Genomic DNA, 25,429 nt, shown 5'->3' with positions numbered 1-25,429 from the left:
AACGGGTCCACCACCGCCGGACCGACCGAGTTCACGCCCCGCTGCCCTCCCCCGGGGGCGCCCGCTAGCGTGGCCGGATGACGGTGGCGGACCTGATCGACACCGGCGCGGTCGCCGTCGTCCTCGCGCTGGCCCTTGCGGTGGTGTTCGCCCTGCTCGCCCGCGAGCGCCGGCGGACCCGGCGGTTGCAGGCCGCGCAGGTGCCCCCGACGACGCCGCACGTGCCGGCCACGCAGCAGCGGCGCGCGGCCATCGTCGTGAACCCGACGAAGTTCTCCACCCTCGACGAGCACTCGCTGCGGCGGCGGCAGGCGTACGTGGCGGCGGTGTTCCGCTCCCACGGCTGGGACGACCCGCTGTGGTTCGAGACGACCCCCACCGAACCCGGCCGGCAGCAGGCGCAGGAGGCGCTCGCGCAGGGCGTCGACCTCGTGCTGGCCGCGGGCGGGGACGGCACGGTGCGCTCGGTGGCCGAGGGACTGGCCGGCACCTCCACACCCATGGGCCTGCTGCCGGCGGGGACGGGGAACCTGCTGGCGCGCAACCTCGACGTCCCGCACACCGACCTCGCGGCCGCGCTCGACCTCGTGTTCTCCGCGCAGGACCAGCGGATCGACGTGGGCTGGCTGGAGGTCGACCGCACGGGCCGGGACGCCGACCCCGAACGGCACCTGTTCCTCGTCATGGCGGGGCTGGGGTTCGACGCGGCGATGATGGCCGGCGTCGAGGACCGCCTCAAGCAGCGGCTGGGGTACGGCGCGTACGTCGTCTCCGGCGCCCGGGCGCTGTGGGGCCCGCAGGCGAAGGTGCAGATCTCGGTGGACGGTTCGACGCCGACGCCGTCGCGCACGCGGGCGGTCATCGTCGGCAACTGCGGCAAGCTGACCAAGCAGCTGGTCCTCATGCCCGACGCGGAGATCGACGACGGCGTCCTGGACGCGGTCGTGCTCTCCCCGCGCGGGGGCATCGGCTGGGGCGAGGTGGCGTGGGCCATCGCGACCCGGGACCGCCGCGGTCAGCGGCGGGTGCAGCACCTGCGGGGCGAGCGGTTCGAGGTGAGCTGCGCCGACCCGCAGGAGGTCGAGCTGGACGGCGACCCCATCGGGACCGCCCACCGCATCACGCTGACCGTGGACCCGGGAGTGCTGCTGGTGCGCTGCCCGCCGCTGCGCTGAGCGAGCGGGCCGTGAGCGCGTGGGCGGCGAAGCACGCCGCCGCCGTCGCCGCGTCGCGCAGGACGGCGGACAGGTCCGGTTGCGGCCGTCGCCAGCACTGCGACAGGACGTAGCGGGTCCCGTCGGCCGCGACGACGGGGACGGTCAGGACGGCCGCCGCCCCCCACCGCTGCGCCAGGTCGCCGTCGACGACGGAGCTGGTCCGGGCGTCGGGCACCCAGACGGGCCGCCGGGTGGCGATGGCCCGGGCCACGGCGCTGCGGCCGTCCTCGGCGTACACGGCGCCCTGGACGGCGCGGGGCGCGTCGCCGAGGTGGTCGACGACCTGCCACCGCTCGTCGCCGGCGGGCCGGCCGACGAGCACGGTGAAGTCGGGGCGGGTGAGGTCGTGCACGGCGCGGGCCAGGACGTCGGCGACACCGGCTTCCCCGTCGGCGCGGTCCACCTCGGCCGTGGCCTGCAGGATCGCCTGGACGCGGTCGAGCTGACCGGCGGCGTCGACGCCCTCGAGGTGGTCGGCGAGGACCCCGGCGAGCAGGCGCAGCTGCTCGCGGCGGGCGTCGTCGACGGTGAGCGGCCCGCGGTCGTAGACGCACAGGACGCCGAGGACGCGGCCGAGGGCGTCCAGGACGGGCACGCCGACGTAGTGCCGGACGCCCGAGGCGGCGATCTCGCCGCCGGCGGTGCGGTGGTCGTCGGTGACGTCGACCTCGAGGACGTCGCGCTGCAGCACGGCCCAGGCGCACGGCGTCCCGTCGCGCCGGACGCGCGTGAAGTCGTGGCCGTGGGGGGCCAGGAGGTGCACGTGCTCCCCGGTGACGACGTTGAAGCTGGCGAACTCCGCGCCGAGGAGACCGGCCGCGAGGGCGGTGGTGCGGCGCAGCAGCCCCTGGGAGGCGGCCGTCGTGCCGAGGACCCGGTGGGCGAGCTCGACGCGTTCGCTCTCGTCGGCCGGCCGGGGGGCGGGCACCGGTCCGCTGACACGCGCTCCGGGGAAGTCGACGGGCCCGCCGCCGGCGGTGGTGAACACGTCCTCCGCCGGGACCGGGCGCGCGAAGTGGTAGCCCTGCAGGACGTCGGCGCCCAGGGCGCGGACGCGTTCGGCGGTGCGGGCGTCCTCGACGCCCTCGGCGACGACCTCCATGGACAGCCGGTGCGCGAGGTCGACCAGGGCCCGCACGATGGCGGCGTCGACGGGCGCCTGCGCCGCGGCCGCGACGAAGGTGCGGTCGATCTTCAGCTCGTCGACCTCGAGCTGGCGCAGCATCGTCAGCGACGTGTAGCCGGTGCCGAAGTCGTCGAGGGAGACGCGGGCGCCCGCCGCGCGCAGCGCGGCCAGGACCGCCGCGGCCCCGCACGGGTCGGCCAGCAGCGCCGTCTCGGTGACCTCGAGGGTGAGCACGCCGGGCTCGAGGCGGTGCTCGGCGAGGACCGCACGGACGGTGTCGAGCAGGTCGGGGTGCTGGACGAGGGCGGCGGACAGGTTCACCGAGACACCGATGTCGTGGCCCGCGGCGCGCCAGGCGGCGCACTGGGCGGCGGCCCGCTGCAGGACCCACGTCGTCAGCGCGACCATCGTCGGGGTGCCCTCGGCGCGGGGGACGAACGCGCCGGGACCGAGCAGACCGTGCTCGGGGTGCTGCCAGCGCACGAGCGCCTCGACGCCGACGACGCGGTGGGTGCCGGCCGCGACGATCTGCTGGTAGTGCACCCGCAGCTGACCGTCCGCGATGGCGGCGGGCAGCTCGGCCTGCAGCGCGAGCGCGGCGGCGTCGGCTGCGGGCGGCGTCGCGGGAGACGTCGGACTGGTCACGTCCTGTGCATCGGCGCATCACGTCCAGTTCTAGATGCGCCGTGCGGGTGGCGGCGGGGTCGGGATCGTCGTCACGACGGGCCGGTAGGTCCGGCCCTCCGCTCCAACGATCCGGGCGCGGCCGCGAGCGGGTGGGCCCGCTGTCCAGCGCTGCGCGCTGGCTCCAGCATCCGGCTCACCCCGTGAGCCGGCTGCCTCGACGAGCCCACCCCCGGAGGGGCGTCAGGAGGCGGCGCCGGCGCGGAGCCGGTCGAGCCAGCTGCGCGCCTCCTCGAACTCGCTCTCGCTGGGCCCGGAGCCCGTGATCGTCCGGCCGCCGTCGGCGCGGGGGTAGCTGCCGACGAACCGGACGCGCTCGGAGACGCGGTGCAGACCCATGAGGGCCTCCCCGACGCGGGCGTCGGTGACGTGGCCGTCGCAGTCGATGGAGAAGCAGTACCGGCCGAGGGCGTCGCCCGAGGGGCGGGACTCGATGCGGGTCAGGTTGATCCCGCGCGTGACGAACTGCTCGAGGGCCTCGACGAGGGCGCCGGGCCGCTCCTCGCGCAGGAAGACGACGAGCGACGTCTTGTCGTTGCCCGTGGGCGCGGGCGTCGTGCCGGCGCCGGGGCGGGACAGCAGGACGAACCGCGTCTGGGCCCCCTCGCGGTCCTCGATGCCCTCGGCGAGGACGTCGAGCCCGTGCCGGGCGGCGGCGAAGGGGGCGCAGACGGCGCCCTCGAAGCCGGCCGGTTCCCCGCCGGCGAGCTCGTCGGCGAGGGACTGGGCGGACGCGGCCGTGGACGTCGCGGGCACGTAGCCCACGCCGGGCAGGTGGGCCTGCAGCCAGCGCCGCACCTGCGCGTAGGCGTGCGAGTGCGTGCTGACGCGCGTGATGTCGCCGAGGCCGACGCCCGGGCGGGCCGCGAGGACGAACGTCACGGGGATGACGACCTCGGCGACGACGACGAGCGGGTCACCGACCGCGAGCCCGTCCAGCGTCGCGGGGACACCGCCCTCGACGGAGTTCTCGATGGGCACGCACCCCACGTCGGCCGCACCGCTGCGGACGGCTTCGATGGTGGCGTCGACGCTGGAGAACGCCTGGGCGGGCGCGTCGCCGACGACGGTCCGCATGGCGGCCTCGGAGAAGGTCCCGACGGGGCCGAAGAACGCGTAGCGCAGCACGGTCCCGCACAGTAGCCGTCCCCCTCCCCCGACGGGGACGGCCGGGACCGGGGCGGCGCTCAGCCGGCCCGGCGCAGCTTGCGCTTGTCGGTGCGCCCGCTCCAGATCGCGTCGCGCTGGTCCTCGGTCAGCCCGCCCCAGACGCCGTAGTTCTCCCGGTGCGTCAGGACGTGCTGCCGGCACTGGCGCAGCACGGGGCACTCGGCGCAGATGGCCAGCGCCGCGGCGTCGCGGTGCTGGCGTGCTGCTCCCCGTTCCAGCTCGGGGTGGAAGAAGAGCTCGGAGTCGGCGTCCCGGCAGGCGCCCGAGAGCTGCCACTCCCAGGCGTCGACGGTGGGGCGGAGTCCCTTGCTGGTCTCACTCACGGCATTGCCCCCCTCAAGTGGTGTCACGCGGTGTTCGCGCGTGGACCTGTGATGCCCTGTGGGGGAAAAATCTAAACGCTATGCGACCGATCCGTCACTACCCGTGATTGAGGGGGGGGTGTGTCGGACGAGCAACCGCCACAGGACGACCACCGCGGCACACGCCCACCACAGGTCCCCGTTCTGCACGAAGCGCGCGACGGCGGTCGGGACGCTGCGCTCGGCGAGCAGGTTCGCGCCCCACCACGGCCACGCGATCCACAGCAGCAGGAGCCCGGCGACGGCGGCGACCACCCGGGCCCGCACCCGGGCGTCGCCGACGAGCGCACCGAGCACGACGACGCCCCACAGGTAGTGGTGCAGCCACGACACGGGCGAGACGAGCAGCGCGACGAGCCCGCACGCCGCCACCTCACCGACGAGGTTCCCGCGCCGGAACAGAGCCCGCGCCAGGGCGAAGCCGGCGACGGCGGCGGCGAGGGCCAGGACGCCCCACAGCGCCGTCGTCGCCCCGTCCGAGAGGTACAGGCGCAGGACGAAGCCGCGCAGCGACTGGTTGGACGACCCCGCGTTGGGACCGAGGCGGTCGGAGTTCAGCAGCGCCGACGTCCAGAACTCCAGGGACCCCTCGGGGGCGATGGCGAAGGTCGCGACCGTCACCCCGACCGCGGCCAGCACGGCGTTGCGCAGCTCGCGCCACTGCTTCGTGATCGCGAAGTGGACGAGGAACACGCCCGGCGTCAGCTTGATCGCGACCGCGATCCCGACGAGCGCGCCCCTGGGCCAGCGCAGCGTGAAGCGCCCGATCCGCAGGCCGTCGGAGCCCTTGACGAGGTCGAGGAGGCACAGCGTCACGAGGACCGCGTTCACCTGCCCGAACCGGATGTTCTCCCCCACCGGCGAGATCCACACGCACGCCGCGACGACGAGGCCGTGGGCCAGGCCCGTCCAGCGGCCCGCGCGGTCCAGCAGCGGCCGGAAGGCGAGCCCGACGACGACGTACAGCAGGAGGAGCTGGAACCCCGTCCACACCCACCCCGCCACCGTCCACGGCATGAGCGCCAGCGGGATCGACAGCACGGCCGAGAAGGTGGGGTACGTGAACGGCAGGAGCTGGGGCACCTCCGTCTCGAAGAGGTAGACGGGCCGGCCGAGGAGCAGCGAGCGCCCGGCCTCGCGGTAGACCTCGAGGTCGACCTGCCACTGGTCGTCGGGGTAGGCGACGAGGTAGCGGTGCACGATCGGCGCGACCGCCGCCAGCACGACGAGCACGCCGAGCGCCCGCCACAGGCCCGCACCCCCCCGGGAGCGCACTCCCGTCGGTCCGGCCGGCTCAGCGGTCCCCTGCGTCAGCACCCCCCGATCCTCCCCCAGCGGGGCACGGGTCCCGACCATCCCCACCCCTAGCCTGGGACCGTGCCCCACCCGACCACCCCCCGAGCCCGCGTGGAAAACACTCTTTCCGCCCCCCGCACCCCCCTCGCAGGGGCGGAAAGTGTGTTTTCCGCCCGGGGGTTGGCAGCGGCGGTCGCTGTCCTCGGGGTGCTGGCGGTCGTCCTGGGGGTCGGCGCGGCGCCGGCGCAGGCGGCCACCAGCGCGGGGGAAGGGCGTGCCCCGCTCGTCGTCGTCGGGTTCTCGGGCGTGCGGTGGACCGACGTGTCCGAGCAGGCGACCCCGGCGCTCGCGTCGATGACCTCGGGTGCGATCGGGACGGTCGCCGTGCGCAGCGTCTTCACGGCCGCGTGCCCGGCCGACGGCTGGCTGGGCCTGTCCGCGGGTCGGCGGGCCACGGACTTCGACGGGACGTCGGCCCAGCACGCGAGCGCCGCGTGCGCCGCGGTCCCCGCTCCGGCCGTCGCCACCGACGTGGTCGGCGGACCGACGACGGTCCCCGGGTTCGACGAGTTCCGCCGGATCGCCGACGGCGACACCTTCGGCGCCGTCCCCGGCACGCTCGGGGCCGCGCTGTCCTCCGTGGACTCCCTGGCCGTCGGACCCGGTGCGGCGATCGCGCTCGCCGACACCTCCGGCCGTGTCCCCGACTACGTCGCGGCGAGCACCCCCGCCGAGATCGGCGGGTACGTGCAGGACGCCCTCGAGAACGGCACCCGCGTCGTGGTCGTGGACGCGGGGGTCGTGCGCGACCCCGATGACCTGCCCTCGCGGGAGCAGGCGCCGGCGGAGTCGCGCGCCGCGCAGGTCGCCGAGGTCGACGCGCGCGTGGCCGCCGTCCAGCGGGCCGTCGCGGACTCCACCGGCGCGGACGCGACGACGCTCCTCGCCGTCTCCCTCGCCGACGCCGGCGCCACAGCGCACCTGCAGTTCGCCGCGGCGACCGGCCCGCAGCCGGGCTCGGGCGACTACGAGGGGTTCCTGGGTTCGCGCTCGACCCGGCAGACGGCCATCGTCCAGACGACCGACCTGACGCCGACCGTCCTGGCGCTGGCCTTGGGCTCGGACCACGGGACGCCCGGCCTGGTCGGCGCCCCCGTGACGAGCACCGACGCCGACGCGTCCGCCGCCGACCGCGAGCGCAAGGTCCGCGACCTCGACGCCGCGGCCCAGGCCGTCCAGCCGCTCGTCGGGCCGTTCTTCACGGTGTGGGGCGCCTCGCAGATCCTGCTGTACGGCGTCGCGACGCTCGCGCTGCGCAAGGCCTGGGGCGGCACCGCGGGACGCCGGCGGATCCTGGCCTGGCTGCGCGCGGTGGCCGTCGCCTTCGCCGCCGTGTGCGCCTCGACGTTCCTGGCCAACACGATCCCGTGGTGGCGGGCGGGGGACTCCACCGCGAGCCACCTGCTGGCCGTGACGGGGGCCGTCGCGGTGTACGTCGTCGTCATCACGGCCCTGGCGCTGCTCGGACCGTGGCGGCGGCACGCGCTGGGGCCGCTGGGGTTCGTCGGGTTCGTGGTGGCGGCCGTGCTGGCCGTCGACTGCGCCACGGGCTCGCGGCTCATGACGTCGAGCCTCAACGGCCTGCAACCGGTCGTCGCCGGCCGCTTCTACGGCATGGGCAACCCGCAGTTCGCCCTCTTCGCGGCCGGCTCGCTGCTGTTCACGGTCGCGGTGGCGGACTGGCTCGTGCGCTCCGGCCGTCGGCGGGCGGCGGTCGTGCTCGTGGCGGTGATGGGCCTGCTCGCCACGTACGTCGACGGCGTCCTCGGGGCCGACTTCGGCGGGCCGCCGGCGATCCTGCCCGCCTTCGGGCTCCTCGCCCTCGTCGTGGCCGGGGTGAAGGTCACGCCGAAGCGCGTCGTCGTCCTCCTCGGCGCGACGCTCCTGGTGCTCGCCGCCATCTCGGTGGCCGACTGGCTGCGGCCCGTCGACGACCAGACCCACCTGGGCCGGTTCGTCCAGACGGTCGTCGACGGCGGGGCGTGGCAGGTCGTCGAGCGCAAGGGCGAGCAGAACCTGCGGATCCTGTTCAGCAACTGGATCCTCAGCCTGGTCCTCGCCCTGGCGACCGTGTTCATCGCCGTCGTGCTGGCCCGGCCGCGGGTCCTGGGCGTCTCGGTGCTGGAACGCACCTACGAGCGCCACCCCGTCCTGAAGCCCGGGCTAGCGTGCCTGCTCGTGCTGCTGGTCATCGGGTTCGCCGTGAACGACTCCGGGGCCGCGGTCCCGGCCGTCGGCGCGATGCTCGCGGTCCCGCTGCTCATCGCGTGCATCACGCGGGTCGTCGAGGACGGGCCCACCCGGCCCTGACCGCGCCGCCTCCCGCGGGGATCGCTGACGCAGCCGGCTCGCAGGTTGAGCCGGCTGCTGGAGCCAGCGCGCAGCGCTGGACGACGATCCCTCCCCCCGGCGCGCCCCAGAGGTATCTACCATTGACAGGTTTCCTGACGCATCGCACGCTGTGCCCACCGCCGACGAAGCCGTCGGACGGCCCCGGACACGGAGGTGCGACATGGCGGAGGCAGTGCCCGCGGCCCTGGGTGGCCTGTTCATCGACGGGCGGCGCGTGGAGACGGCCGAACGGCTCGACGTCGTCGACCCGGCGACCGGCCGCGTCGTCGGGAACGTCGCGCGCGGCGGGGTGGAGCACGTCGACGCGGCGGTGGCCGCGGCGCGCGCCGCCGGTGAGGGCCCGTGGGGGCGCACCACGGGCCGGGACCGCTCCAAGGTCCTGCTGCGCATCTCCGAGCTCATCCGCGAGAACGCCGACGAACTCGTCCGCCTCGAGAGCCTCGACGTCGGCAAACCCGTGGGGCTCTGCCGCCCGGTGGACGTCGAGACCGCCGCCGAGCAGTACGCGTACTGCGCCGCGCTGGCGCAGACGATGGACGGTTCCGTCCGCTCGACCCCGTTCCCCGCGCACGCCTACACGGTCCGCGAACCCGTCGGCGTCGTCGCGGCCATCACGCCCTTCAACTTCCCGCTCGTCCTGTCTAGCACGAAGATCGCCCCCGCCCTGGCGGCCGGGAACACGGTCGTCCACAAACCCGCCGCCGACACCTCGCTCAGCGCTCTGTTCATGGCCCAGCTGTTCCTCGACGCGGGAGTTCCCGCGGGCGTCGTCAACGTCGTGACCGGTTCCGGCGGCGTGGTCGGCGAGGCGCTGCTGCGGCACCCGGGCGTCGACAAGGTCGCGTTCACCGGGTCCACGGAGGTCGGCCGGCACGCCGCCGCCGTCAGCGGGCAGAACCTCACCCAGGTCACGATGGAACTGGGCGGGAACGCGGCGAACATCGTCTTCGCCGACGCGGACGTCGAGTCGGCGATCGGCGCCGCGGTCAAGGCGTTCGTCTTCAACACCGGGCAGTTCTGCATGGGCGGACCGCGCCTGCTCGTCGAACGCCCCCTGTACGAGACGGTCCTCGGGATCCTCGCGCAGGCCGTCCCCGGGGTTCCGCTGGGCGACCCGCGCGATCCCGCGACCGTGGTCGGTCCGCTCGCCTCGGCCCGTCAGCGCGAGGTCGTCGAGGGGTACGTCGAGCAGGCCAGGGCCTCCGGCGCCCGCGTCGTGTGCGGGGGCGCGCGCCCCGAGCTCCCCGGCGACCTCGCAGACGGGTTCTTCTACTGCCCCACCGTCCTGGCCGACGTGAAGAGCACCGACCCCGTCGTCGCGGAGGAGGTGTTCGGCCCGGTCCTGACGGTGCAGCCGTTCGACTCCGAGGACGAGGCCGTCGAGATGGCGAACGGAACCCCCTACGGCCTGGCCGCGGGCCTGCAGACGCGCGACGTCGCCCGCGCCCACCGCGTCGCCTCGCGGTTGCGTGCCGGCATCGTCTGGGTGAACGACTGGGCGCTGCTGGACCCGGCCGTGCCGTTCGGTGGCGTCGGCGCCTCGGGGTTCGGCCGCGAGTACGGACCGGAGGCGCTGCACTCCTACACCCGCACCAAGTCCGTCGTCGTCTCGCTGGCCTGAGGGAGGAACCCGCCGTGCCCACCACCACCGAAGCCCTCGTCGTCGAGTCCGGAGGAGCGTCCGCCCGCGCCGTCGAGGTGGAACTCGACGATCCGCGCCCGGACGAGGTGCTCGTCCGCACCGTCGCCGTCGGGTTGTGCCACACCGACCTCACCGTCGCCTCCGGCGCCCTGCCGTTCCCCCTGCCAGGGGTCCTCGGCCACGAGGGCGCCGGGATCGTCGAGGCCGTCGGGTCCGCCGTCCGCGGGGTGTCCGTCGGCGACGAGGTCCTCACCTCGTTCACGTCCTGCGGCGACTGCAGGAACTGCCGCCAGGGCCACCCCGCCTACTGCGTCCAGTGGTTGCCACTGAACCTGCTCGGCGGCCGCCGCGCCGACGGCAGCCCCACGATCACCCGCGCCGGCGAACCCCTCGGCGGGCACTTCTTCGGGCAGTCCTCGTTCGCACGGCACGCCCTCGTCGACGAGCGCAGCCTCGTCCGCGTCCCCGCCGGTTCCCCGCTGCCGACGCTGGCCCCGCTCGGGTGCGGTTTCCAGACGGGGGCCGGTGCGGTGTGGAACGCGCTGCGCCCCAGGCCCGGTGACGCGGTGGTCGTGCTCGGGGCGGGAGCCGTCGGGCTGGCCGCCGTCGCGGCCGCCGCGCTCACCCCCGCGACGCGGATCGTCGCCGTCGACCGCGTGGCCCACCGGTTGGAGACGGCGCGCAGGTTCGGAGCGACGCACGTCGTGGACACCTCCGCCCTCGACGGCGACCTCACGGCGGTCCTGCTCGACGTCACCGGCGGCGGGGCCGACGGCGTCGTCGACACCACAGGCGTTCCCGCGCTGCTGCGAGCCGGGGTGGACGCGCTCGCCCCGCGGGGAACCGCCCTGGCGGTGGGGGCGCCGCCGTTCGGCGTGGAGGTCGGCGTGGACGTGAACGGTCTGCTGCCGGGCCGCCGGGTGGAGGGCATCACCCTCGGCGACGGCGACGGCGCGACGTTGATCCCGGCGCTCGTCGACCTCGTGGCGGACGGCCGGATGCCGTTGGGGGAACTGGTGCGGACGTACTCCTTCGACCGGTTCGACGAGGCCGTCGCGGACATGCACAGCGGCGCGACGGTGAAACCCGTGCTCGTCCCCTGACGCGGGGCCCCGGGTTCAGGGGTGCCGGGCGAGCAGGTCGGCCAACCGCACCAACCAGGCGCGGACGACCTCCTGCTCACCCGGCGGCAGTTCCCGCGCCGCCGCGTCGATGTCGGCCACGACCGGGGTCCACACCGCGCGTTCGCGCTCGCGCGTCGCCGTTTCGAGGTGGACGACGACCCGCCGGCGGTCGGTGGGGTGCGCGACCCGGTGGACGTCACCGGCCTCCTCCAGCCGGTCGACGAGGGCAGTGGCCGAGGCCGTGCTGATGCCGAGGTGCCCGGCGAGCTCGGCGGGCCCGAGCGGCCCGTACATGTCGAGCAGCCCGAGCGCGGTCGTGTCCGTCGCGCTGCGCCCCGACCCGCGGGCGATGCGGTTGCCCAGTTCCCGCGACGCGTGCATGACCTCGCGCACGGCGACGACGACGGGCGAGAGCCCGGGGACCATCTCCTCCGGCACGTGCGACTCCCTCGGGTTGCTAGAGAGCCTAGCGACCAGTTCACTGAACGACATCGACCCCCGGAGGATCGCATGTCGTCCCAGTCCCACCACGGAACCGTCCTGGTCTCCGGCGCCGGCGTCGCCGGTCCGCTGCTCGCGCACTGGCTCGACCGCGCGGGCTTCGCCGTCGTCCTCGTCGAACGCGCCGCCGCCCGCCGCGAGGAGGGGCAGAACGTCGACGTCCGCGGCGCCGGGCGGGAGGTGCTGCGCCGCACGGGCATCGAGCAGGCGGCGCTCGCGGCGCACACGACGGAGGAGGGCACCGCGTTCGTCGACGAGCGCGGCCGTCCGCGCGCGGTCCTGCCCGCGGCGCAGGGCGAGAGCGACGGCGCCACCGCCGAGCTGGAGATCCTGCGCGGCAAGCTGTCCGGGCTGCTGCTCGACCTGCCCGCCGAACGCACCGAGCGCGTGTTCGGCGACCACGTCACGGGTCTGGACGACCACGGGGACGGCGTCACCGTCACCCTTGCCTCGGGCGACGTCCGCGAGGTCGACCTCGTCGTCGTCGCCGAGGGCGTGGGCTCGCGCACCCGAGACCTGGTGTTCGGCGGCGACCCGGTCCGGCCGCTCGGCATGTACTGCGTCTACGTCACGATCCCGCGCACGGCCACGGACGACCGGACCTGGCGCTGGTACAACGCGCTCGAGGGCCGCAGCGTCCACCTGCGCCCCGACGACACCGGCACGACGCGGGCGCTGCTGAACTTCCTGTCCCCCACCCGCGGCCTCGCCGACCTCGACCCCGCCGCCCAGGTCACGGTGCTGCGCAGGGTGTTCCGCGACGCGGGCTGGGAGACCGACCGCGTCCTGGCGGCCCTGGACGGCACCCCCTTCCACTTCGAGGACCTCGCCCAGGTGCACCTGGACCGCTGGAGCAGCGGACGCGTCGTGCTGCTGGGGGACGCCGCGCACTGCGCCTCGCCCGTCAGCGGCATGGGCACGACGCTCGGCCTCACCGGCGCCTACGTCCTGGCCGGCGAACTCGCCACGGCCCACGCCCGCGGCCGCTCGCACACCGACGCCTTCGCCGCCTACGAACGCCGCCTGCGGCCCCTCGTCACCCGCGCGCAGGACCTGCCCCCGGGGACGCCCGCGGTCGCCAACCCGCGGACGGCCTGGCACCGGCAGGCGCTGTGGACCGGCGTGCGCGTGCTGACGAGCCGGCCCGCCCGCGCCCTCGGCGGGCTGACGGGCCGGTTCACGAACCCGCCCGCCGACGCGTTCACCGTGCCGGACTACCCGGACCTGCCCGCCCGGGCGGGGTGACGCCGGCCGTGCCTCCCCGGGTGGCGGGTCGGCCCGGCCGCCCTACGGTGGTGCCGTGAGCCCGCGGCCGGAGTCCCCGGCCGGGACGGACCGGTCGGGCGACTGGACCGCACCGGCCGCGTGGGACGACGCCGAGGTCGGACGCGCCGTCCGCGCGGGCGACGAGCGGGGGCTGCGCGAGGCCTACGAACGCTTCTCCCCCCTCGTCAACGGGCTGGCCCGCCGCCGGCTCGGCGAGCAGGACGCCCAGGACGTCGTGCAGGCCGTCTTCGTCGCCGCCTGGCGCTCGCGGGAGAACTACGACCCCGACCGGTCCTCGTTCGCGGCCTGGCTCGTCGGCATCACCCGGCACCGCATCGCCGACGCGCTCGCGCAGCGCTACCGCTCCGAGGTCGTCACCGAACCCGACCAGCTGCACGGCGGGGACGCCGCCGTCCTCCACGAGCCGCTGCCGCAGGACGCCGTGGCCGACCGGGTGGTCCTGCTCGCCGAGATCGACGAGCTCGGCGAGCCCCAGCGCACGCTCGTCCGGATGGCCTTCTTCGACGACCTCACGCACGCCCAGGTCGCCGCCCGCACGGGACTGCCCCTGGGCACGGTCAAGAGCCACCTGCGCCGGTCGCTGCACCGGCTGCGCGACCGTCTGGAGGTCGACCGTGCGGCCGACTGAGGGCACCGGGGTCCCGCACCTCGACGAGGACGAGGCGGCGCTGGCCGGCCTCGGCGAACCCCTGGGCGCCGCCGCGCACCAGCACCTCGCCGACTGCGAGGAGTGCCGGGCGGAGGTGGCCGGCTGGGCGCGCCTGGGCGCGGCCCGGGCGGCCGAGGACGTCCAGGCACTGGCACCCCCGGCCGGCACGTGGGACCGGATCGCCCACGAGGTCGGCTTCGACGCGGCGACGTCCGCCGACACGCGACCCACCGTCCTGCAAGCGGTTCCACCCCTCGCCCCGTCGCCATCCCCGGCACGCCTCGACGGGCACCGCCGAGCGCGCCCGGCGGGACGGGGGCCCCGTCGCCGGCTCGCCCCGCCCGTCGCCGCGGCCGCCCTCGCCGGCCTCCTCGTCGGCGGGGTGGCGGGCGTCGCGGGCTCGCGGCTGGCCACCGGGTCCGAGCCTGTCGCCGCGCGCCCGAGCGTCGTGTCCTCGGCCACGCTGCGGCCTCCGGGCGCGACGGACGAGGGCGTCGACGGTCCCGGGGGGACGGCGCAGGTCGCCGACGAGGACGGCTCCGTGCGCCTGCACCTCACCGTGCACGGCGTCAGCTCCCCCGCGCAGGGCTACCTCGAGGCGTGGCTGCTCGACGCCGACGGCGGCATGGTGTCGCTGGGCACGATGGCCGGCGACGACATGACCGTCACGGTCCCGGCCGGGGTGGACCTGTCGCGGTTCGACGTCGTGGACGTCTCGCGCGAACCGCTCGACGGGGATCCCGGGCACTCCTCCGACAGCGTCCTGCGCGGCCGGCTCTCCCAGGGGGCGTGAGGCGCGCTCGGTGGAGGGTCGTGACAGGCGTACAGTTGTTGCGAACCGTTCCCATCGTCAGGAAGCCGTCGCATGCCGTCGCGCCGTTCGACCCTCGCCCTCGCCTCCGCCCTGACCGCCGTCGTCGCCCTGTCCGCCTGCGGCGGCGGCAGCGACAGCGCCTCGCCGGCCGCCGCCTCCGCCAGCGGAGGCACCGGTCTGAGCATCGTCGCCTCGACCAACGTGTGGGGCTCGGTCGCGAGCTCCATCGCCGGGGACGACGCGACCGTCACGTCGATCATCAGCGACCCCAGCGCGGACCCGCACAGCTACGAGGCGAACACCCGCACGCAGCTGGAGCTGTCCAAGGCGACCCTCGTCGTGGAGAACGGCGGCGGCTACGACGACTTCGTCGACACCATGCTGAAGGCGGCCTCCGCCAAGGCGACCGTCCTGAACGCCGTGGACATCTCCGGCAAGCAGGCCGCCGCGGGCGAGGAGCTCAACGAGCACGTCTGGTACGACGTCGAGACCGTCCGCAAGGTCGCCCAGGAGATCGAGGCCTCCCTCGCGAAGGCCGCCCCGGACGACGCCGCCACCTTCGAGGCGAACCTCAAGAGCTTCGAGAGCGGCCTGGACACCCTCGAGCAGAAGATCGAGACGGACAAGGCCTCCACGCAGGGCAAGGCCGTCGCGATCACCGAACCCGTCCCGGGGTACCTGCTCGAGGCGCTCGGTGCCGAGAACAGGACGCCGGAGAAGTTCTCCGAGGCCATCGAGGAGGAGACCGACGTCCCGGTCGACGTGCTGCAGGAGACCCTGGCACTCTTCAGCGGACACCAGGTCCAGGCGCTGGTCTACAACGAGCAGACGACCGGCCCGCAGACCGAGAAGGTCCTCGACGCCGCCAAGAGCAACGGCATCGCGGTGGTGCCGGTGACCGAGACGCTCCCCGAGGGCAAGGACTACACGACGTGGATGACCGGGAACGCCGACGCGATCACCGCGGCGCTGAGCGGGAAGTGAGGTCGGGGACCCCCGCCCTCCGCCTGAGCGGCGCGTCGCTGGCCTACGGCGACCGCCGGCTCTGGTCCGGCCTCGACCTCGACGTGGCCCCCGGCGAGTTCATCGCCGTCCTCGGCGCGAACGGCGCCGGCAAGTCCAGTCTGCTCAAGGTCGTCCTCGGCCAGCAGCCCCTCGAACGCGGCACGGTCGAGGTCGCGGGCCGCCCCGTCCAGCGGGGGAACCGGCGCATCGGGTACGTACCGCAGCAGAAGGGCCTGGACCCCGCCACTCCGCTGCGCGCCCGGGACTTCGTCCGCCTCGGTCTCGACGGCCACCGCTGGGGTCCGCTGCTGCCGTCCCGCCGCACCCGCGCGAGCGTCGACCGTGTGCTGGAGGCCGTCGGCGCCACCGCCTACGCCGACTCCCCCGTGGGCCGGTTGTCCGGCGGGGAGCAGCAACGGCTGCGGGTCGCGCAGAGCATCGTCGGCGACCCCGACCTGCTGCTGGCCGACGAACCCCTGCTGTCCCTGGACCTGAACCACGCCGCCGCCGTCAGCGCGTTGTTCCACGAGTCGCGGCTGCGCACGGGCGCGGCCGTCGTCTTCGTCACGCACGACGTGAACCCCGTCCTGCCCTACGCCGACCGGGTGCTCTACCTGGCCGGCGGCCGGTTCCGCGTCGGCCCGCCCGACGCCGTCATGAACTCGGCGACGTTGTCGGAGCTGTACGGCTCGCCCGTCGAGGTGCTCCGCTCGGGTGGGCGCGTGCTCGTGGCCGGGGGCGCGGCCCCCAGTGAGCACCCGCACGCCCACGACCACGAGGAAGCCTCCTGATGCACAGCGTCCTCCCCGGTGCCCTGCCGGGTTCCATCGCGTGGGACCGGGTCTTCGACTTCTCCGACTACGGCGCCCTGCTCGCGCTCGTGCACAACTCCCTCTACGCGGGGGCGCTGCTCGGCCTCATCGGCGGGCTGGTGGGCGTGTTCATCGTCGCGCGCGACCTGCCGTTCGCCGTCCACGGCATCGCCGAACTCAGCTTCGCCGGCGCCGCGTTCGCGCTGCTCGTCGGCGTGAACGTCGTCCTGGGTTCCCTCGTCGGGTCGGTGCTGGCCGCGGTGCTGTTCGGGGTGCTGGGGAACCGCGCGCGCGAGCACAACTCCGCCATCGGGGTGCTCATGCCGTTCGGCCTGGGCCTGGGGGTGCTGTTCCTGGCGCTCTACCAGGGGCGGGCCGCGAACAAGTTCGGGTTGCTGACCGGGCAGATCGTGGCGGTCGACAACCCGCAGCTCGTCTCGCTGGCCGTGCTGTCCGCCGTCGTCCTGGTGGCGCTGCTCGTCATGTGGCGGCCGCTGCTGTTCGCCTCCCTCGACGCCGACGTCGCCGCTGCGCGGGGTGTTCCCGTGCGCCTGCTGTCGCCGGTGTTCATGCTCGTCCTCGGGCTCGCCGTCGCGATGAGCGTGCAGATCGTCGGGGCCCTGCTCGTGCTGGCGCTGCTCGTCACGCCGGCCGCGGCCGCGACGCGGATCAGTTCGTCGCCGTTCGTCGTGCCGCTGCTGTCGGTGGGTTTCGCGCTGACGGCGATGGTGGGCGGGATGCTGCTGGCGCTGGGGTCCTCGGTACCCATCAGCCCGTACGTCACGACCGTCTCGTTCACGATCTACCTCGTCTGCCGGGTCGTGGCGCGGGTGCGCCGGCCGCCGGCCCGGGTCGAGGCGTCCCGCCCGGTCGTCGCCGAGGTCGTCTGAGCCTGCGGCGTCCCCGGGGCGGGGGCGCTGGGTAGCCTTCGCCCATGCCGCACCTGTTGCACCTGGACTCCTCCGCCGACCTCGCGACGTCGCGGTCGCGCGCCCTCACGGCGGCCTTCGCGCAGGCCTGGACCGGTCGCGGGGCCGAGTTCACGGTGACCCACCGCGACCTGCACCGCGACCCGCTCCCGCACTTCGCCACCAACGAGCAGCACTGGCCCGCGGCCGACCGCCTGCCCGGGGCGCAGGTCCCGGCCGACCAGGACGCCCTGACGGCGCAGATCCACTCCGAGCTCCTGGCCGCGGACGTGCTGCTCGTGGGCGCTCCGCTCTACAACTACACGGTGCCCTCGACGCTGAAGGTGTGGCTCGACCACGTCCACATCCCGGGCGCGCTGGCCGGGGAGGGTTCGCAGCCGCTCGCGGGCCGGCCCGCCGTCGTCGTCAGCTCGCGCGGCGCCACGTACGACGCGGGCAGCCCGACCGAGGGCTGGGACCACGGCGTCCCCGTCCTGCAGATCATCCTCGGCGCCAGCCTCGCCATGGACGTCCACGTCGTCCAGACGAGCGCGACGCTCGCCGACCGGCTCGCGGACCTCGCCGACCTGCGCGAGCGCGCCGACGCCGAGTTCGCGGCCGCACGCGAGGCCGCGCAGGAGCTCGCGCGCCGGCTCTGATCCCGGTTCCTGCCGGGCCTCAGGGCAGGATCGCGTCGACGTAGCCGCCGTCCACCCGGACGGCGGCCCCCGTCGTCGCCGAGGCCAGCGGGGAGGCGAGGTAGCAGACCATGTTCGCGATCTCCTCGGGTTCGATGAGCCGCTGCAGCAACGACTGCGGCCGGTACCGCGTCATGAACTCCCGCTCCGCCTCCTCCCACGGGCCGTCGCCGACGAGCTCGCGGACGAAGCCCTCCACGCCACCGGTGTGGGTCGGCCCGGCCAGCACGCTGTTCACCGTCACGCCCGTGCCCGCGACGGCCTTGGCGAAACCCCGGTGGACGCCGAGCAGGGCGGTCTTGGAGACGCCGTAGTGGATCATCTCGGCCGGGGTGACGACGGCCGAGTCGCTGGACGTGTAGAGCACCCGGCCCCATCCGTTCGCCGTCATGCCCGGCAGGTAGTGCCGCGTCAGGCGCACCGCGGTGAGGACGTTGACCTCGAAGTAGCGGCGCCACTCGTCGTCGTCGATCTGCAGCGGGTCGGCCGACCCGAAGATGCCGAGGTTGTTGACGAGGACGTCGACGGCCGGGACCGCGGCGACGAGCGCGGCGTGGCCCGCCTCCGTCGTGACGTCGCCCGCGACGGTGCGGGCCGCGCCCTCGACCGTGGCGGCTGCCGCCTCGAGGCGACCGGGGTCGCGGCCGGTCAGCACCACCTCCGCCCCGCACCGCGCGAGGCCCTGCGCGATGGCGAGGCCGATGCCCGAACTGGAACCCGTGACGAGGGCCGTGCGGCCCGTGAGGTCGATGCGCACGAGGAGTTCCTACCCCTCCCGCACGCTTCGCGCACACCCCCCGCGGGGTGCGGCGGTTACGGTCGGGCCGTGCTGGCGCCGGGGTTGTCGATGCTGTGGGAGGACGACGGCGCCACCTCGGCCCTGCGGGAGCGGTTCGGTTTCGCCGACCTCGACGAGGTGTCGGGCTGGGCCGGGGACCTGCTCCGCCGTTCGTGGGGTCTGCGCGCCGGACCCTGCTCCCGCCTCGTCCTCAGCGGGGAGAACGCGGTGGCGTGGGTCCACGCCGCCGACGTCGGTCCGCTCGTCCTGAAGTTCTCCTGCGCGGCGGACCGCTTCGCGCGGCTCGACGCCACCACGACCGCCCTGGACCACCTGTCCCGCGCCGGGGTCCCCGTCGCCGCGCCCCGGCGCACCCCCGACGGGACTTTCCGCGTCCGGGCCGCCGGTCCTGGGGGCGACCTGTCCACGGGGGTCTTCCTAGAACTGGCGGGCGACTGGCTCGACGTCTCGGACGCCGCTGCCGTCCACGACGCGGGGGCGTGGCTGGCCCGCACCCACGCGGCGCTCACCGGTCTGACGACGGACCTTCCCCCGCGCGCCGCCGGAACCCTGCGCGACCGCGTCGGGGCCTGGCTCACGGCCGCCGATCCCGGCCACGTCCCCGACGCCTCCCGTCGGCTGGCCCGGCTCCTCTCGCAGGCGCCGGACCTCTCGGGGGCGCCGCAGGTGGTGCACGGCGACTTCCGCGCGGCGAACGTCCTCGTGCGGGACAGCCGCGTCGTCGGGGTTCTCGACCTCGACGACGCCCACCGCGCCCACCCCGTCGAGGACCTGGCGCAGGCGAGCGTGTACCTCGCGACCCGGTTCCGCGCCTGGCGACCCACGCCGCCGCAGGTCCGCCGGACCCTGGTGGCGGGGTACGCGTCCGTGCGGCCCCTCGACGCGGCCGAGCGTGCGTGGCTGGACCTGCTCGTGCTGTGGTTCGGGCTGTGCGCGGTGCCGGGGCCGTCCGACCCGGGTGGGTGGGCCGCCGCGGTGGAGTGAGCCCGCCCTGGTGCCGGTCAGTCCCGCGGCGCGGCGGACCGGCGCCTGCGGGGCGCGGGGCGCGGCAGCAGGTCCAGGGCCGACTGCGCGACGCCGCGCAGGGTGGCCGCATCGGTACCGGCCTCACCGAGGGCCTCGATGCCGCGGTGGACGGCGACCAGGAGCCCCGCCACCTGCTCCACGTCCGCGTCAGGGCTCAGATCGCCGTGTCGCCGGCACCGTTCGAGTTCGGCGGCGAGGGCGCTGCGCAATCCGTCGAACGCCTCGCGCGAGCGGGCGGCGACGACGTCGTCGTGCTCCGCGAGCTCAGCCGTGCCCTTGGCGAGCAGGCAGGCCCGGTGGCCCGGTTCCGCGCTGGACGTGGCGTGCTCGAGCAGGTACCCGGTCAGCCGTTCCAGCGCGCCGTCGTCACCACCGTCCAGCCGCTCGGCCGCGGAACCGACTGCGGCGGCGCAGTAGTCGTCGAACACGCGGCGGAACAGTTCGCGCTTACCCCCGAACGCCCCGTAGAGGCTGCCCTTGCCCAGGCCCGTGGCGCTCGCGATCGCGTCCATGCTCGTCCCGGCGAACCCCGTCGCCCAGAACTGGTCACGAGCGCTGGTCAGCACGCTCGTCTCGTCGAACTCCCTCGGCCTGGCCACACCCGCAGCCTAGCCGTTGTTGACGGGTCGGTCCAGAACGTCCTACGTTGTGGACGATCCATTCCAGATCGGGTGGACCGAACCGACAGGAGGATGACGATGAGCGGGACGCTGGACGGCAAGGTGGCCGTGGTCACCGGGGGGACGAGCGGGATCGGGCTGGCCATCGCGCGCCGGTTCGTCGCGGAAGGGGCGCAGGTGTTCGTCACCGGGCGCCGGCAGGCGCAGGTGGACGCGGCGGATGCCGACCTGGGACCGCAGGCCATGGGGGTGCGCGCCGACGTCGCGGTCCTGTCCGACCTCGACGGCCTCTACGACGTCGTCCGCGAGCGCGCCGGGAGGATCGACGTCCTCGTCGCGAACGCCGGCGGGACCGAACCGCAGGTGCTCGGCGGCATCACCGAGGAGCAGTTCGACGCGACGTTCTCGACCAACGTCAAGGGCACGGTCTTCTCCGTGCAGAAGGCGTTGCCCCTGCTCTCGCCCGGAGCCTCGGTCATCCTCACGGGGTCGACCGCGTCGGTCCGCCCCGATGCGGGCCTGGAGGTCTACGGAGCGAGCAAGGCCGCGGTGCGCTCCCTCGCGCGCAGCTGGACGCTCAACGCCCCCGAGAACGGGTTCCGCGTGAACGTGCTGAGCCCCGGCCCGACCCGCACGCCCGGGCTGCTCGGCCTCGTTCCCGAGGAGCAGCGGGAGGAGTTCGCCGCCTCGCTGGGCAGCGCCCTGCCGGCCGGACGGCTCGGGGAACCCGACGAGATCGCCGCGGCCGCGCTGTTCCTGGCCTCCGACGCCTCCGCCTTCGTCCGCGGTGCCGAGTGGTTCGTCGACGGCGGCCGCACCAGCGCGTGAGGCGGGTCAGCCGGGGGCCGGGTCGTCCAGGAGCGCCTGCAGTTCGGCGAACCAGACCCGCGCGAGCCGTTCCCGGTCCGGCAACCGGTCGTCGCGGTCCCACCGCCACGTCACGATGAGGGCGTACATGACGATCCGACAGGCGTGCAGAACGGCGGGGTCCAACCCCGGGTAGTGCTGCGCGACCTCGTCCGGGGCGTGGGCGACGTCGAGTTCCACCGGCCCGCGGCAGCACGTCTCCCAGTCGACGAACCGGAGCCCGGCGGGGGTCGACAGGACGTTGCCGGGGTGGGGTTCCCCGTGCAGGAGTTGTTCGGGGCGCCCGGCCCGGTCGATCATCGCGACCGCGCCGGCCAGGGCGTCGAGCACCGTGCCACGGACGTCGTCGGGCGCGTCCGGCGTCCGCGTGCGGTCGAGCAGCAGGGTCCGGGCCGCGTCCACGCGTCCGGTGAACCGTGGCGCGTCCAGCGTCAGGTCGGGGCTGCGCATCCCCTGGTGCAGCAGGAGCAGAGCGTGCGCGTAGTCGTCCGGCGTCGGCAGCTGCCCGGAGTCCACCTCGTGCGCCCAGAACGTGACGACGAACTCGCCGCGCACGTGCGCCCGGACCGGAACCCTCGGATCGAGCGCGACGACCGGCGCCACGGCCGCCAGGGTGGTCGCCAGGTCGAGTTCGCGCTGCGCCTGCTCCACGTCCCGCACCGAAACGCGCGCGACCACGTCGCACGGCAGGAGCCGCAGCGTCAGCGCGTTGGAGGCGTGCAGGACGACGGCGTCGTCCACCGGCAACCCGGAGGACGTGGCGATCTCCGTCGCCGCCGCGACGGCGCGGTCCCGCTGTGACGCCTGCATACGGCCGACGCTACGCCCGCCACTGCGGTGCGTTCCACGACCTCCCGCCGTCGACGGAGTGTCGGAACGTGACGCAGTGGCCGGTCCAGCGCCGTCACAGCTCCTTCGCGAACCACAACTGCGCGTGCGGGTTGTCGTTGTACCGCTCGACCTCGCGGAAACCCGCTGAGAGGTAGAGCGCGCGGGCGGCGGTGAGGGCACCGTGCGTGTCGAGCACCAGCCGGATCGCGCCGCGGGCGCGGGCCCAGTCCTCGCACCACGTGAGCAGCGACCGGCCGAGCCCGCTGCCCCGGGCCTCGGGGGTGACGAACAGGCGCTTCACCTCGACCGCCCCGTCCGGCAAGGTCCGCACGCCGACGCAGCCCCGCCGCTCCCCCGCCACGACGAACGCGCCGTGCGGGGGGACGAGGTCGACGAGGTCGGCTGCGGGCGCCCCCTGCTGCAGGGGCAGACCGGTCGCGGCGGCCGCCTCGGCCCAGAACGCGGTGCGCAGGAACCGCCCGGCGGGTCCACCGGGCGGTTCCTCGTGCAGGTCCTCGTGCAGGTCCTCGTGCAGGTCCTCGTGCAGGTCCACGGGGAGGTCTGGAACGCTCACCCCGTCATCGTGTCAGCCCTGGCGGGCCTTCCACCGCGGGTTCCGCTTGTTGAGGACGAACACCTTCCCGTGCCGCCGGACGACGATGGAGCCGTCCTTCTGCTTCAGGGACTTCAGGGACTTGACGACCTTCACCGCAGCACCTCTCCGAACGGTCTCACCAGCTGGACTTCGTGACTCCGGGCAGTTCCCCGGCGTGCGCCATCTCCCGCAGGCGGACGCGGGAGATGCCGAACTTCCGCAGGAAACCCCGGGGCCGGCCGTCGGCGGCGTCGCGGTTGCGCAGCCGCGTCGGGCTCGCGTCCCGCGGCAGCTTCTGCAGCGCGAGCTGGGCCGCGGCGCGTTCCCCGGCGGGCAGGTGCGGGTTCGCCACCGTGCGCTTCAGCTCGGCCCGCCGCTGCGCCCAGCGCTCGACGACGGCGCGCCGCTGCTCGTTGCGGGCGGTCTTCGACGTCTTGGCCATCAGCGCTCCTCGCGGAAGTCGACGTGCCTGCGCGCGACGGGGTCGTACTTGCGGATGACCATGCGGTCGGGGTCGTTGCGGCGGTTCTTGCGGGTCACGTACGTGTACCCGGTCCCCGCGGTCGACCTCAGCTTGATCACCGGACGGACGTCGGCGGTCCTCGCCATCAGATGCGCTCCCCTCGCGCTCGGATCTGCGCCACCACGGACTCGATGCCGCGCTGGTCGATGGTCTTGATGCCCCGTGCCGACACGGTCAGCGTGACCGTGCGTCCCAACGAGGGCACGAAGTACTTCTTGCGCTGGAGGTTGGGGTCCCAGCGCCGGTTGGTCCGGCGGTGCGAGTGGGAGACGGACTTCCCGAACCCGGGTTCCGCGCCCGTCACCTGGCATCGAGCCGACACGTCATCTCCTCCTGGTCGCCGTACGGTCTGTGCAACACTACCGCTACTGACAACCATTCCCGACAAGCTCTGCGAGGAGACCCCGTGCGCCCCGCCATCCACCCCGTCTACGAGGCCGTCGTCTTCCGCGACAAGTCCGCCGGCACCGCGTTCCTGACCCGGTCGACGATCGTCACGCGCGACCTGCCGACGGTGGAGTGGGAGGACGGCGGCACGTACCCGGTGTGGGACGTCGACGTCTCCGCCGCCAGCCACCCGTTCTGGACCGGGACCGCCCGCGTCCTGGACACCGAGGGCCGTGTGGAGAAGTTCCGCCGCCGCTACGCCCGCCCCTGAACGACGGGAAGCACGCCTCGCGCCCTTCCGAGGGGCCTCCACGGGCGCGAGGTGTGCTTCCCGTCCCCGGCGCGGTTGTCCGCCCACCACCCCCGGGGCAGGGTGGGGCCGTGCCCGCACCCGCCGCCGCCGTCGAGGTCGACCACGTCACGCGCACGTTCGGGCCCCTCACCGCGCTCGACGACGTCAGCCTCGAGGTCGAGGCCGGGGAGGCCGTGGGCGTCCTCGGCCCGAACGGCGCCGGGAAGTCGACGCTGCTGTCGTTGCTGGCCGGTCTGCGCCGACCCGACCGCGGCACGGTCCGCGTGGCGGGGGGCGACCCCCGGGACCCGGGCGCCCGCGCCCGCATCGGCGTCACCCCGCAGGCCACCGGACTGCCGCAGACCCTCAAGGTCCGCGAGGTCGTCGACTTCGCCGCGGGCCACCACCGCGATCCCGTGCCGCGACCCGAACTGCTGGAACGGTTCGGGCTGACCGACCTCGCCGGCCGGCAGTGCGGCGGGCTGTCCGGCGGTCAGCAACGCAGGGTCGCGGTGGCGCTCGCCTTCGTCGGGCGGCCGCGCGTCGTGCTCCTCGACGAACCGACGACCGGGCTCGACGTGCCGGCCCGCCTGTCGCTGTGGGAGGCCGTGCGCGGGTTCGTCGCCGACGGCGGCACGCTGCTGCTGACGTCGCACCACCTCGAGGAGGTCGAGGCGCTCGCCCACCGCGTGGTCGTCGTCGACCACGGCCGGGTGCTGGTGTCCGGCACGGTCGAGGAGGTCCGCGGCCGCACCGAGGTGCGCCGCGTCCGCTTCCGCGCCGACTCCGTCCCCGACGACCTGCTGGTGGGCGCGGAGGTGCTCGTCCGCGACGGCGACCGCGTCGAACTCCTCGTCCCCGACGCCGACGGTCTGGTCCGCGACCTCGTGCGCCGCGAGGTCTCCTTCCGGGACCTGGAGGTGGCGACGGCCTCGCTCGAGGAGGCGTTCCTCGCCCTCACCTCCGGGGCGACGACGCCGGAGGAGGTCTCCCGGTGACGCACGCCGCCGCCCCCTCGCGCACGGTCGGTCCCGCCCGGCTCACGTGGTTGCACACCCGCTACCAGGTGCTCGAAACCCTGCGGGTGCCCGTCGTCGTCGTCAGCACCGCGGTGTTCCCCGCCCTCATCTTCACGGTCTTCGTCGTGCCGCAGGCGGGGGCGATGAGCCCCCTCGCCGCGACGGCCGCGACGGCGCAGCTCGCGGTGTTCTCGGCCATGAGCACGGCCCTGTTCACCCACGGCGCGGGGATCGCCGAGGACCGGGCGCTGCCGTGGGACACGCACCTGCGCACCCTGCCCGTCGGTGCCGCGCCGCGGTTCCTCGCGCGCGTCCTCATGGGGGCGTTCTTCACCCTCCTCGGGCTGGTGCCGCTCGTCGCGCTCTCGGCCCTGCTCACGGACGCGACCGTGTCCGTGGCCCGGTTCCTCGAGGGCCTCGTCGCGCTGCTCGCCGCCGGTGTCCCGTTGCTGGCGCTGGGGTTGGCGATCGGCTACTCGCTCCCCGCCAAGGCCGCGCTGGCGCTGGCGCAGGTCGTGCTGCTGCCGCTCGCGTTCGCCGGCGGGTTGTTCCTGCCGCCGGAGACGATGCCGGACTGGTTGCAGTCCATCTCCGTCTGGACCCCGACCCGCGCCGGACGCGACCTGGTGACCAGCGCCGTCACGGGGCTGGACGTCGGGACCCGCGTCGTGCCCGTCCTCGTCGGCTGGGCCGTCGTGTTCGGCGCCGTCGCCGTGTGGGCCATCCGCCGGGACCAGGGCCGCCGGTTCCGCTGACGCGCCGG

Annotated in this window: 29 protein-coding genes; 16 read left to right on the top strand and 13 right to left on the bottom strand. The window is 74.8% G+C overall.

The genetic code is table 11. The features are described 5' to 3' along the window. The first annotated feature begins 77 nt into the window (after positions 1-77). Positions 78-1,175: a diacylglycerol/lipid kinase family protein gene (locus AB1207_RS06465; RefSeq protein WP_367637067.1), complete on the top strand. Its 1,098-nt coding sequence runs from the start codon at positions 78-80 to the stop codon at positions 1,173-1,175. Here AB1207_RS06465 and AB1207_RS06460 read toward each other — a convergent pair. The 4 genes from AB1207_RS06460 to AB1207_RS06445 all read right to left on the bottom strand — a co-directional run bounded on the left by AB1207_RS06460 (position 1,120) and on the right by AB1207_RS06445 (position 5,876). Beyond that, a complete protein-coding gene (locus AB1207_RS06460) occupies positions 1,120-2,988 on the bottom strand; it encodes an EAL domain-containing protein (RefSeq protein WP_367637065.1) in 1,869 nt (622 codons plus the stop codon). The genes AB1207_RS06465 and AB1207_RS06460 overlap by 56 nt on opposite strands. A 222-nt stretch (positions 2,989-3,210) precedes the next feature. Continuing rightward, positions 3,211-4,155, bottom strand: a complete 945-nt coding sequence (gene pheA / locus AB1207_RS06455; protein ID WP_367637064.1) for a prephenate dehydratase — start codon at positions 4,153-4,155, stop codon at positions 3,211-3,213. Positions 4,156-4,214: 59 nt separating this feature from the next. Further along, positions 4,215-4,520, bottom strand: coding sequence for a WhiB family transcriptional regulator (locus AB1207_RS06450; protein WP_367637063.1), 306 nt, complete (start codon positions 4,518-4,520; stop codon positions 4,215-4,217). A 78-nt stretch (positions 4,521-4,598) separates the two neighbouring features. After that, on the bottom strand, positions 4,599-5,876 hold the full coding sequence (locus AB1207_RS06445; RefSeq protein WP_367637062.1) for a glycosyltransferase 87 family protein: 1,278 nt from the start codon (positions 5,874-5,876) through the stop codon (positions 4,599-4,601). Between the two features lie 141 nt (positions 5,877-6,017). Between AB1207_RS06445 and AB1207_RS06440 the strand changes: the two genes are divergently transcribed. From AB1207_RS06440 to AB1207_RS06430, 3 genes are all read left to right on the top strand, one after another. Continuing rightward, complete coding sequence (locus AB1207_RS06440) at positions 6,018-8,225, top strand: alkaline phosphatase family protein (protein ID WP_367637061.1); 2,208 nt, start codon at positions 6,018-6,020, stop codon at positions 8,223-8,225. Between the two features lie 202 nt (positions 8,226-8,427). Then, on the top strand, positions 8,428-9,888 hold the full coding sequence (locus tag AB1207_RS06435; protein ID WP_367637060.1) for an aldehyde dehydrogenase family protein: 1,461 nt from the start codon (positions 8,428-8,430) through the stop codon (positions 9,886-9,888). Between the two features lie 14 nt (positions 9,889-9,902). Then, on the top strand, positions 9,903-11,012 hold the full coding sequence (locus tag AB1207_RS06430; protein WP_367637059.1) for an NAD(P)-dependent alcohol dehydrogenase: 1,110 nt from the start codon (positions 9,903-9,905) through the stop codon (positions 11,010-11,012). A 15-nt stretch (positions 11,013-11,027) separates the two neighbouring features. Here AB1207_RS06430 and AB1207_RS06425 read toward each other — a convergent pair whose 3' ends face one another. After that, positions 11,028-11,471, bottom strand: coding sequence for a MarR family winged helix-turn-helix transcriptional regulator (locus AB1207_RS06425; RefSeq protein ID WP_367637058.1), 444 nt, complete (start codon positions 11,469-11,471; stop codon positions 11,028-11,030). Positions 11,472-11,543: 72 nt separating this feature from the next. Here AB1207_RS06425 and AB1207_RS06420 point away from each other — a divergent pair, with 72 nt between their 5' ends. The 7 genes from AB1207_RS06420 (at position 11,544) to AB1207_RS06390 (ending at position 17,668) form a co-directional block, all read left to right on the top strand. Then, positions 11,544-12,779: an FAD-dependent monooxygenase gene (locus AB1207_RS06420; protein WP_367637057.1), complete on the top strand. Its 1,236-nt coding sequence runs from the start codon at positions 11,544-11,546 to the stop codon at positions 12,777-12,779. 55 nt (positions 12,780-12,834) lie between these two features. After that, a complete protein-coding gene (locus tag AB1207_RS06415; protein WP_367637056.1) occupies positions 12,835-13,449 on the top strand; it encodes an RNA polymerase sigma factor in 615 nt (204 codons plus the stop codon). Further along, positions 13,436-14,263: an anti-sigma factor gene (locus tag AB1207_RS06410; RefSeq protein WP_367637054.1), complete on the top strand. Its 828-nt coding sequence runs from the start codon at positions 13,436-13,438 to the stop codon at positions 14,261-14,263. The genes AB1207_RS06415 and AB1207_RS06410 overlap by 14 nt, the downstream gene beginning before the upstream one ends. Positions 14,264-14,335: 72 nt before the next feature. Continuing rightward, positions 14,336-15,268 (top strand): metal ABC transporter solute-binding protein, Zn/Mn family, encoded by a 933-nt coding sequence (locus AB1207_RS06405; RefSeq protein WP_367637053.1) that lies wholly within the window; start codon positions 14,336-14,338, stop codon positions 15,266-15,268. Next, positions 15,265-16,080: a metal ABC transporter ATP-binding protein gene (locus AB1207_RS06400; protein ID WP_367637051.1), complete on the top strand. Its 816-nt coding sequence runs from the start codon at positions 15,265-15,267 to the stop codon at positions 16,078-16,080. Before AB1207_RS06405 ends, AB1207_RS06400 begins: the two co-directional genes overlap by 4 nt. After that, entirely contained in the window at positions 16,080-16,991 is a 912-nt protein-coding gene (locus AB1207_RS06395) for a metal ABC transporter permease (protein WP_367637049.1), read from the top strand. Before AB1207_RS06400 ends, AB1207_RS06395 begins: the two co-directional genes overlap by 1 nt. A 44-nt stretch (positions 16,992-17,035) precedes the next feature. Further along, a complete protein-coding gene (locus tag AB1207_RS06390; protein ID WP_367637048.1) occupies positions 17,036-17,668 on the top strand; it encodes an FMN-dependent NADH-azoreductase in 633 nt (210 codons plus the stop codon). 19 nt (positions 17,669-17,687) lie between these two features. On the opposite strand, the gene AB1207_RS06385 is transcribed toward AB1207_RS06390, so the two are convergent. After that, entirely contained in the window at positions 17,688-18,464 is a 777-nt protein-coding gene (locus tag AB1207_RS06385; protein WP_367637047.1) for an SDR family NAD(P)-dependent oxidoreductase, read from the bottom strand. 69 nt (positions 18,465-18,533) lie between these two features. Between AB1207_RS06385 and AB1207_RS06380 the strand changes: the two genes are divergently transcribed. Then, positions 18,534-19,490: a phosphotransferase enzyme family protein gene (locus AB1207_RS06380; RefSeq protein ID WP_367637046.1), complete on the top strand. Its 957-nt coding sequence runs from the start codon at positions 18,534-18,536 to the stop codon at positions 19,488-19,490. A 17-nt stretch (positions 19,491-19,507) separates the two neighbouring features. Here AB1207_RS06380 and AB1207_RS06375 read toward each other — a convergent pair whose 3' ends face one another. Further along, positions 19,508-20,131, bottom strand: coding sequence for a TetR/AcrR family transcriptional regulator (locus AB1207_RS06375; RefSeq protein WP_367637044.1), 624 nt, complete (start codon positions 20,129-20,131; stop codon positions 19,508-19,510). A 99-nt stretch (positions 20,132-20,230) separates the two neighbouring features. Between AB1207_RS06375 and AB1207_RS06370 the strand changes: the two genes are divergently transcribed. Next, on the top strand, positions 20,231-20,980 hold the full coding sequence (locus tag AB1207_RS06370) for an SDR family NAD(P)-dependent oxidoreductase (RefSeq protein ID WP_367637043.1): 750 nt from the start codon (positions 20,231-20,233) through the stop codon (positions 20,978-20,980). A gap of 6 nt (positions 20,981-20,986) precedes the next feature. Here AB1207_RS06370 and AB1207_RS06365 read toward each other — a convergent pair whose 3' ends face one another. The 6 genes from AB1207_RS06365 to rpmB form a co-directional block, all read right to left on the bottom strand. Next, on the bottom strand, positions 20,987-21,829 hold the full coding sequence (locus AB1207_RS06365; protein ID WP_367637042.1) for a phosphotransferase family protein: 843 nt from the start codon (positions 21,827-21,829) through the stop codon (positions 20,987-20,989). A gap of 94 nt (positions 21,830-21,923) precedes the next feature. Further along, entirely contained in the window at positions 21,924-22,424 is a 501-nt protein-coding gene (locus AB1207_RS06360) for a GNAT family N-acetyltransferase (RefSeq protein WP_367637041.1), read from the bottom strand. A gap of 12 nt (positions 22,425-22,436) precedes the next feature. Continuing rightward, positions 22,437-22,559, bottom strand: coding sequence for a type B 50S ribosomal protein L36 (gene ykgO, locus AB1207_RS06355; protein ID WP_367637040.1), 123 nt, complete (start codon positions 22,557-22,559; stop codon positions 22,437-22,439). Positions 22,560-22,581: 22 nt separating this feature from the next. After that, positions 22,582-22,887 carry a 30S ribosomal protein S14 gene (gene rpsN / locus AB1207_RS06350; RefSeq protein ID WP_367637038.1) on the bottom strand — a complete coding sequence of 102 codons (306 nt, stop codon included), beginning with the start codon at positions 22,885-22,887 and terminating at the stop codon, positions 22,582-22,584. Further along, positions 22,887-23,054 (bottom strand): 50S ribosomal protein L33, encoded by a 168-nt coding sequence (gene rpmG, locus AB1207_RS06345; protein WP_367637037.1) that lies wholly within the window; start codon positions 23,052-23,054, stop codon positions 22,887-22,889. Before rpmG ends, rpsN begins: the two co-directional genes overlap by 1 nt. Then, positions 23,054-23,290 (bottom strand): 50S ribosomal protein L28, encoded by a 237-nt coding sequence (gene rpmB / locus AB1207_RS06340; RefSeq protein WP_367637036.1) that lies wholly within the window; start codon positions 23,288-23,290, stop codon positions 23,054-23,056. Before rpmB ends, rpmG begins: the two co-directional genes overlap by 1 nt. Before the next feature lie 84 nt (positions 23,291-23,374). Here rpmB and AB1207_RS06335 point away from each other — a divergent pair, with 84 nt between their 5' ends. The 3 genes from AB1207_RS06335 to AB1207_RS06325 all read left to right on the top strand — a co-directional run bounded on the left by AB1207_RS06335 (position 23,375) and on the right by AB1207_RS06325 (position 25,421). Next, positions 23,375-23,626 carry a type B 50S ribosomal protein L31 gene (locus AB1207_RS06335; RefSeq protein WP_367637035.1) on the top strand — a complete coding sequence of 84 codons (252 nt, stop codon included), beginning with the start codon at positions 23,375-23,377 and terminating at the stop codon, positions 23,624-23,626. Between the two features lie 110 nt (positions 23,627-23,736). Next, positions 23,737-24,645 (top strand): ABC transporter ATP-binding protein, encoded by a 909-nt coding sequence (locus AB1207_RS06330; RefSeq protein WP_367637033.1) that lies wholly within the window; start codon positions 23,737-23,739, stop codon positions 24,643-24,645. Next, positions 24,642-25,421 carry an ABC transporter permease gene (locus AB1207_RS06325; RefSeq protein WP_367637031.1) on the top strand — a complete coding sequence of 260 codons (780 nt, stop codon included), beginning with the start codon at positions 24,642-24,644 and terminating at the stop codon, positions 25,419-25,421. Before AB1207_RS06330 ends, AB1207_RS06325 begins: the two co-directional genes overlap by 4 nt. The last annotated feature ends 8 nt before the right edge of the window (positions 25,422-25,429 follow it).

This window comes from Kineococcus endophyticus (genome assembly GCF_040796495.1).
GTDB lineage: Bacteria > Actinomycetota > Actinomycetes > Actinomycetales > Kineococcaceae > Kineococcus > Kineococcus endophyticus.
This window is presented reverse-complemented; position numbering and strand designations above follow the sequence as displayed.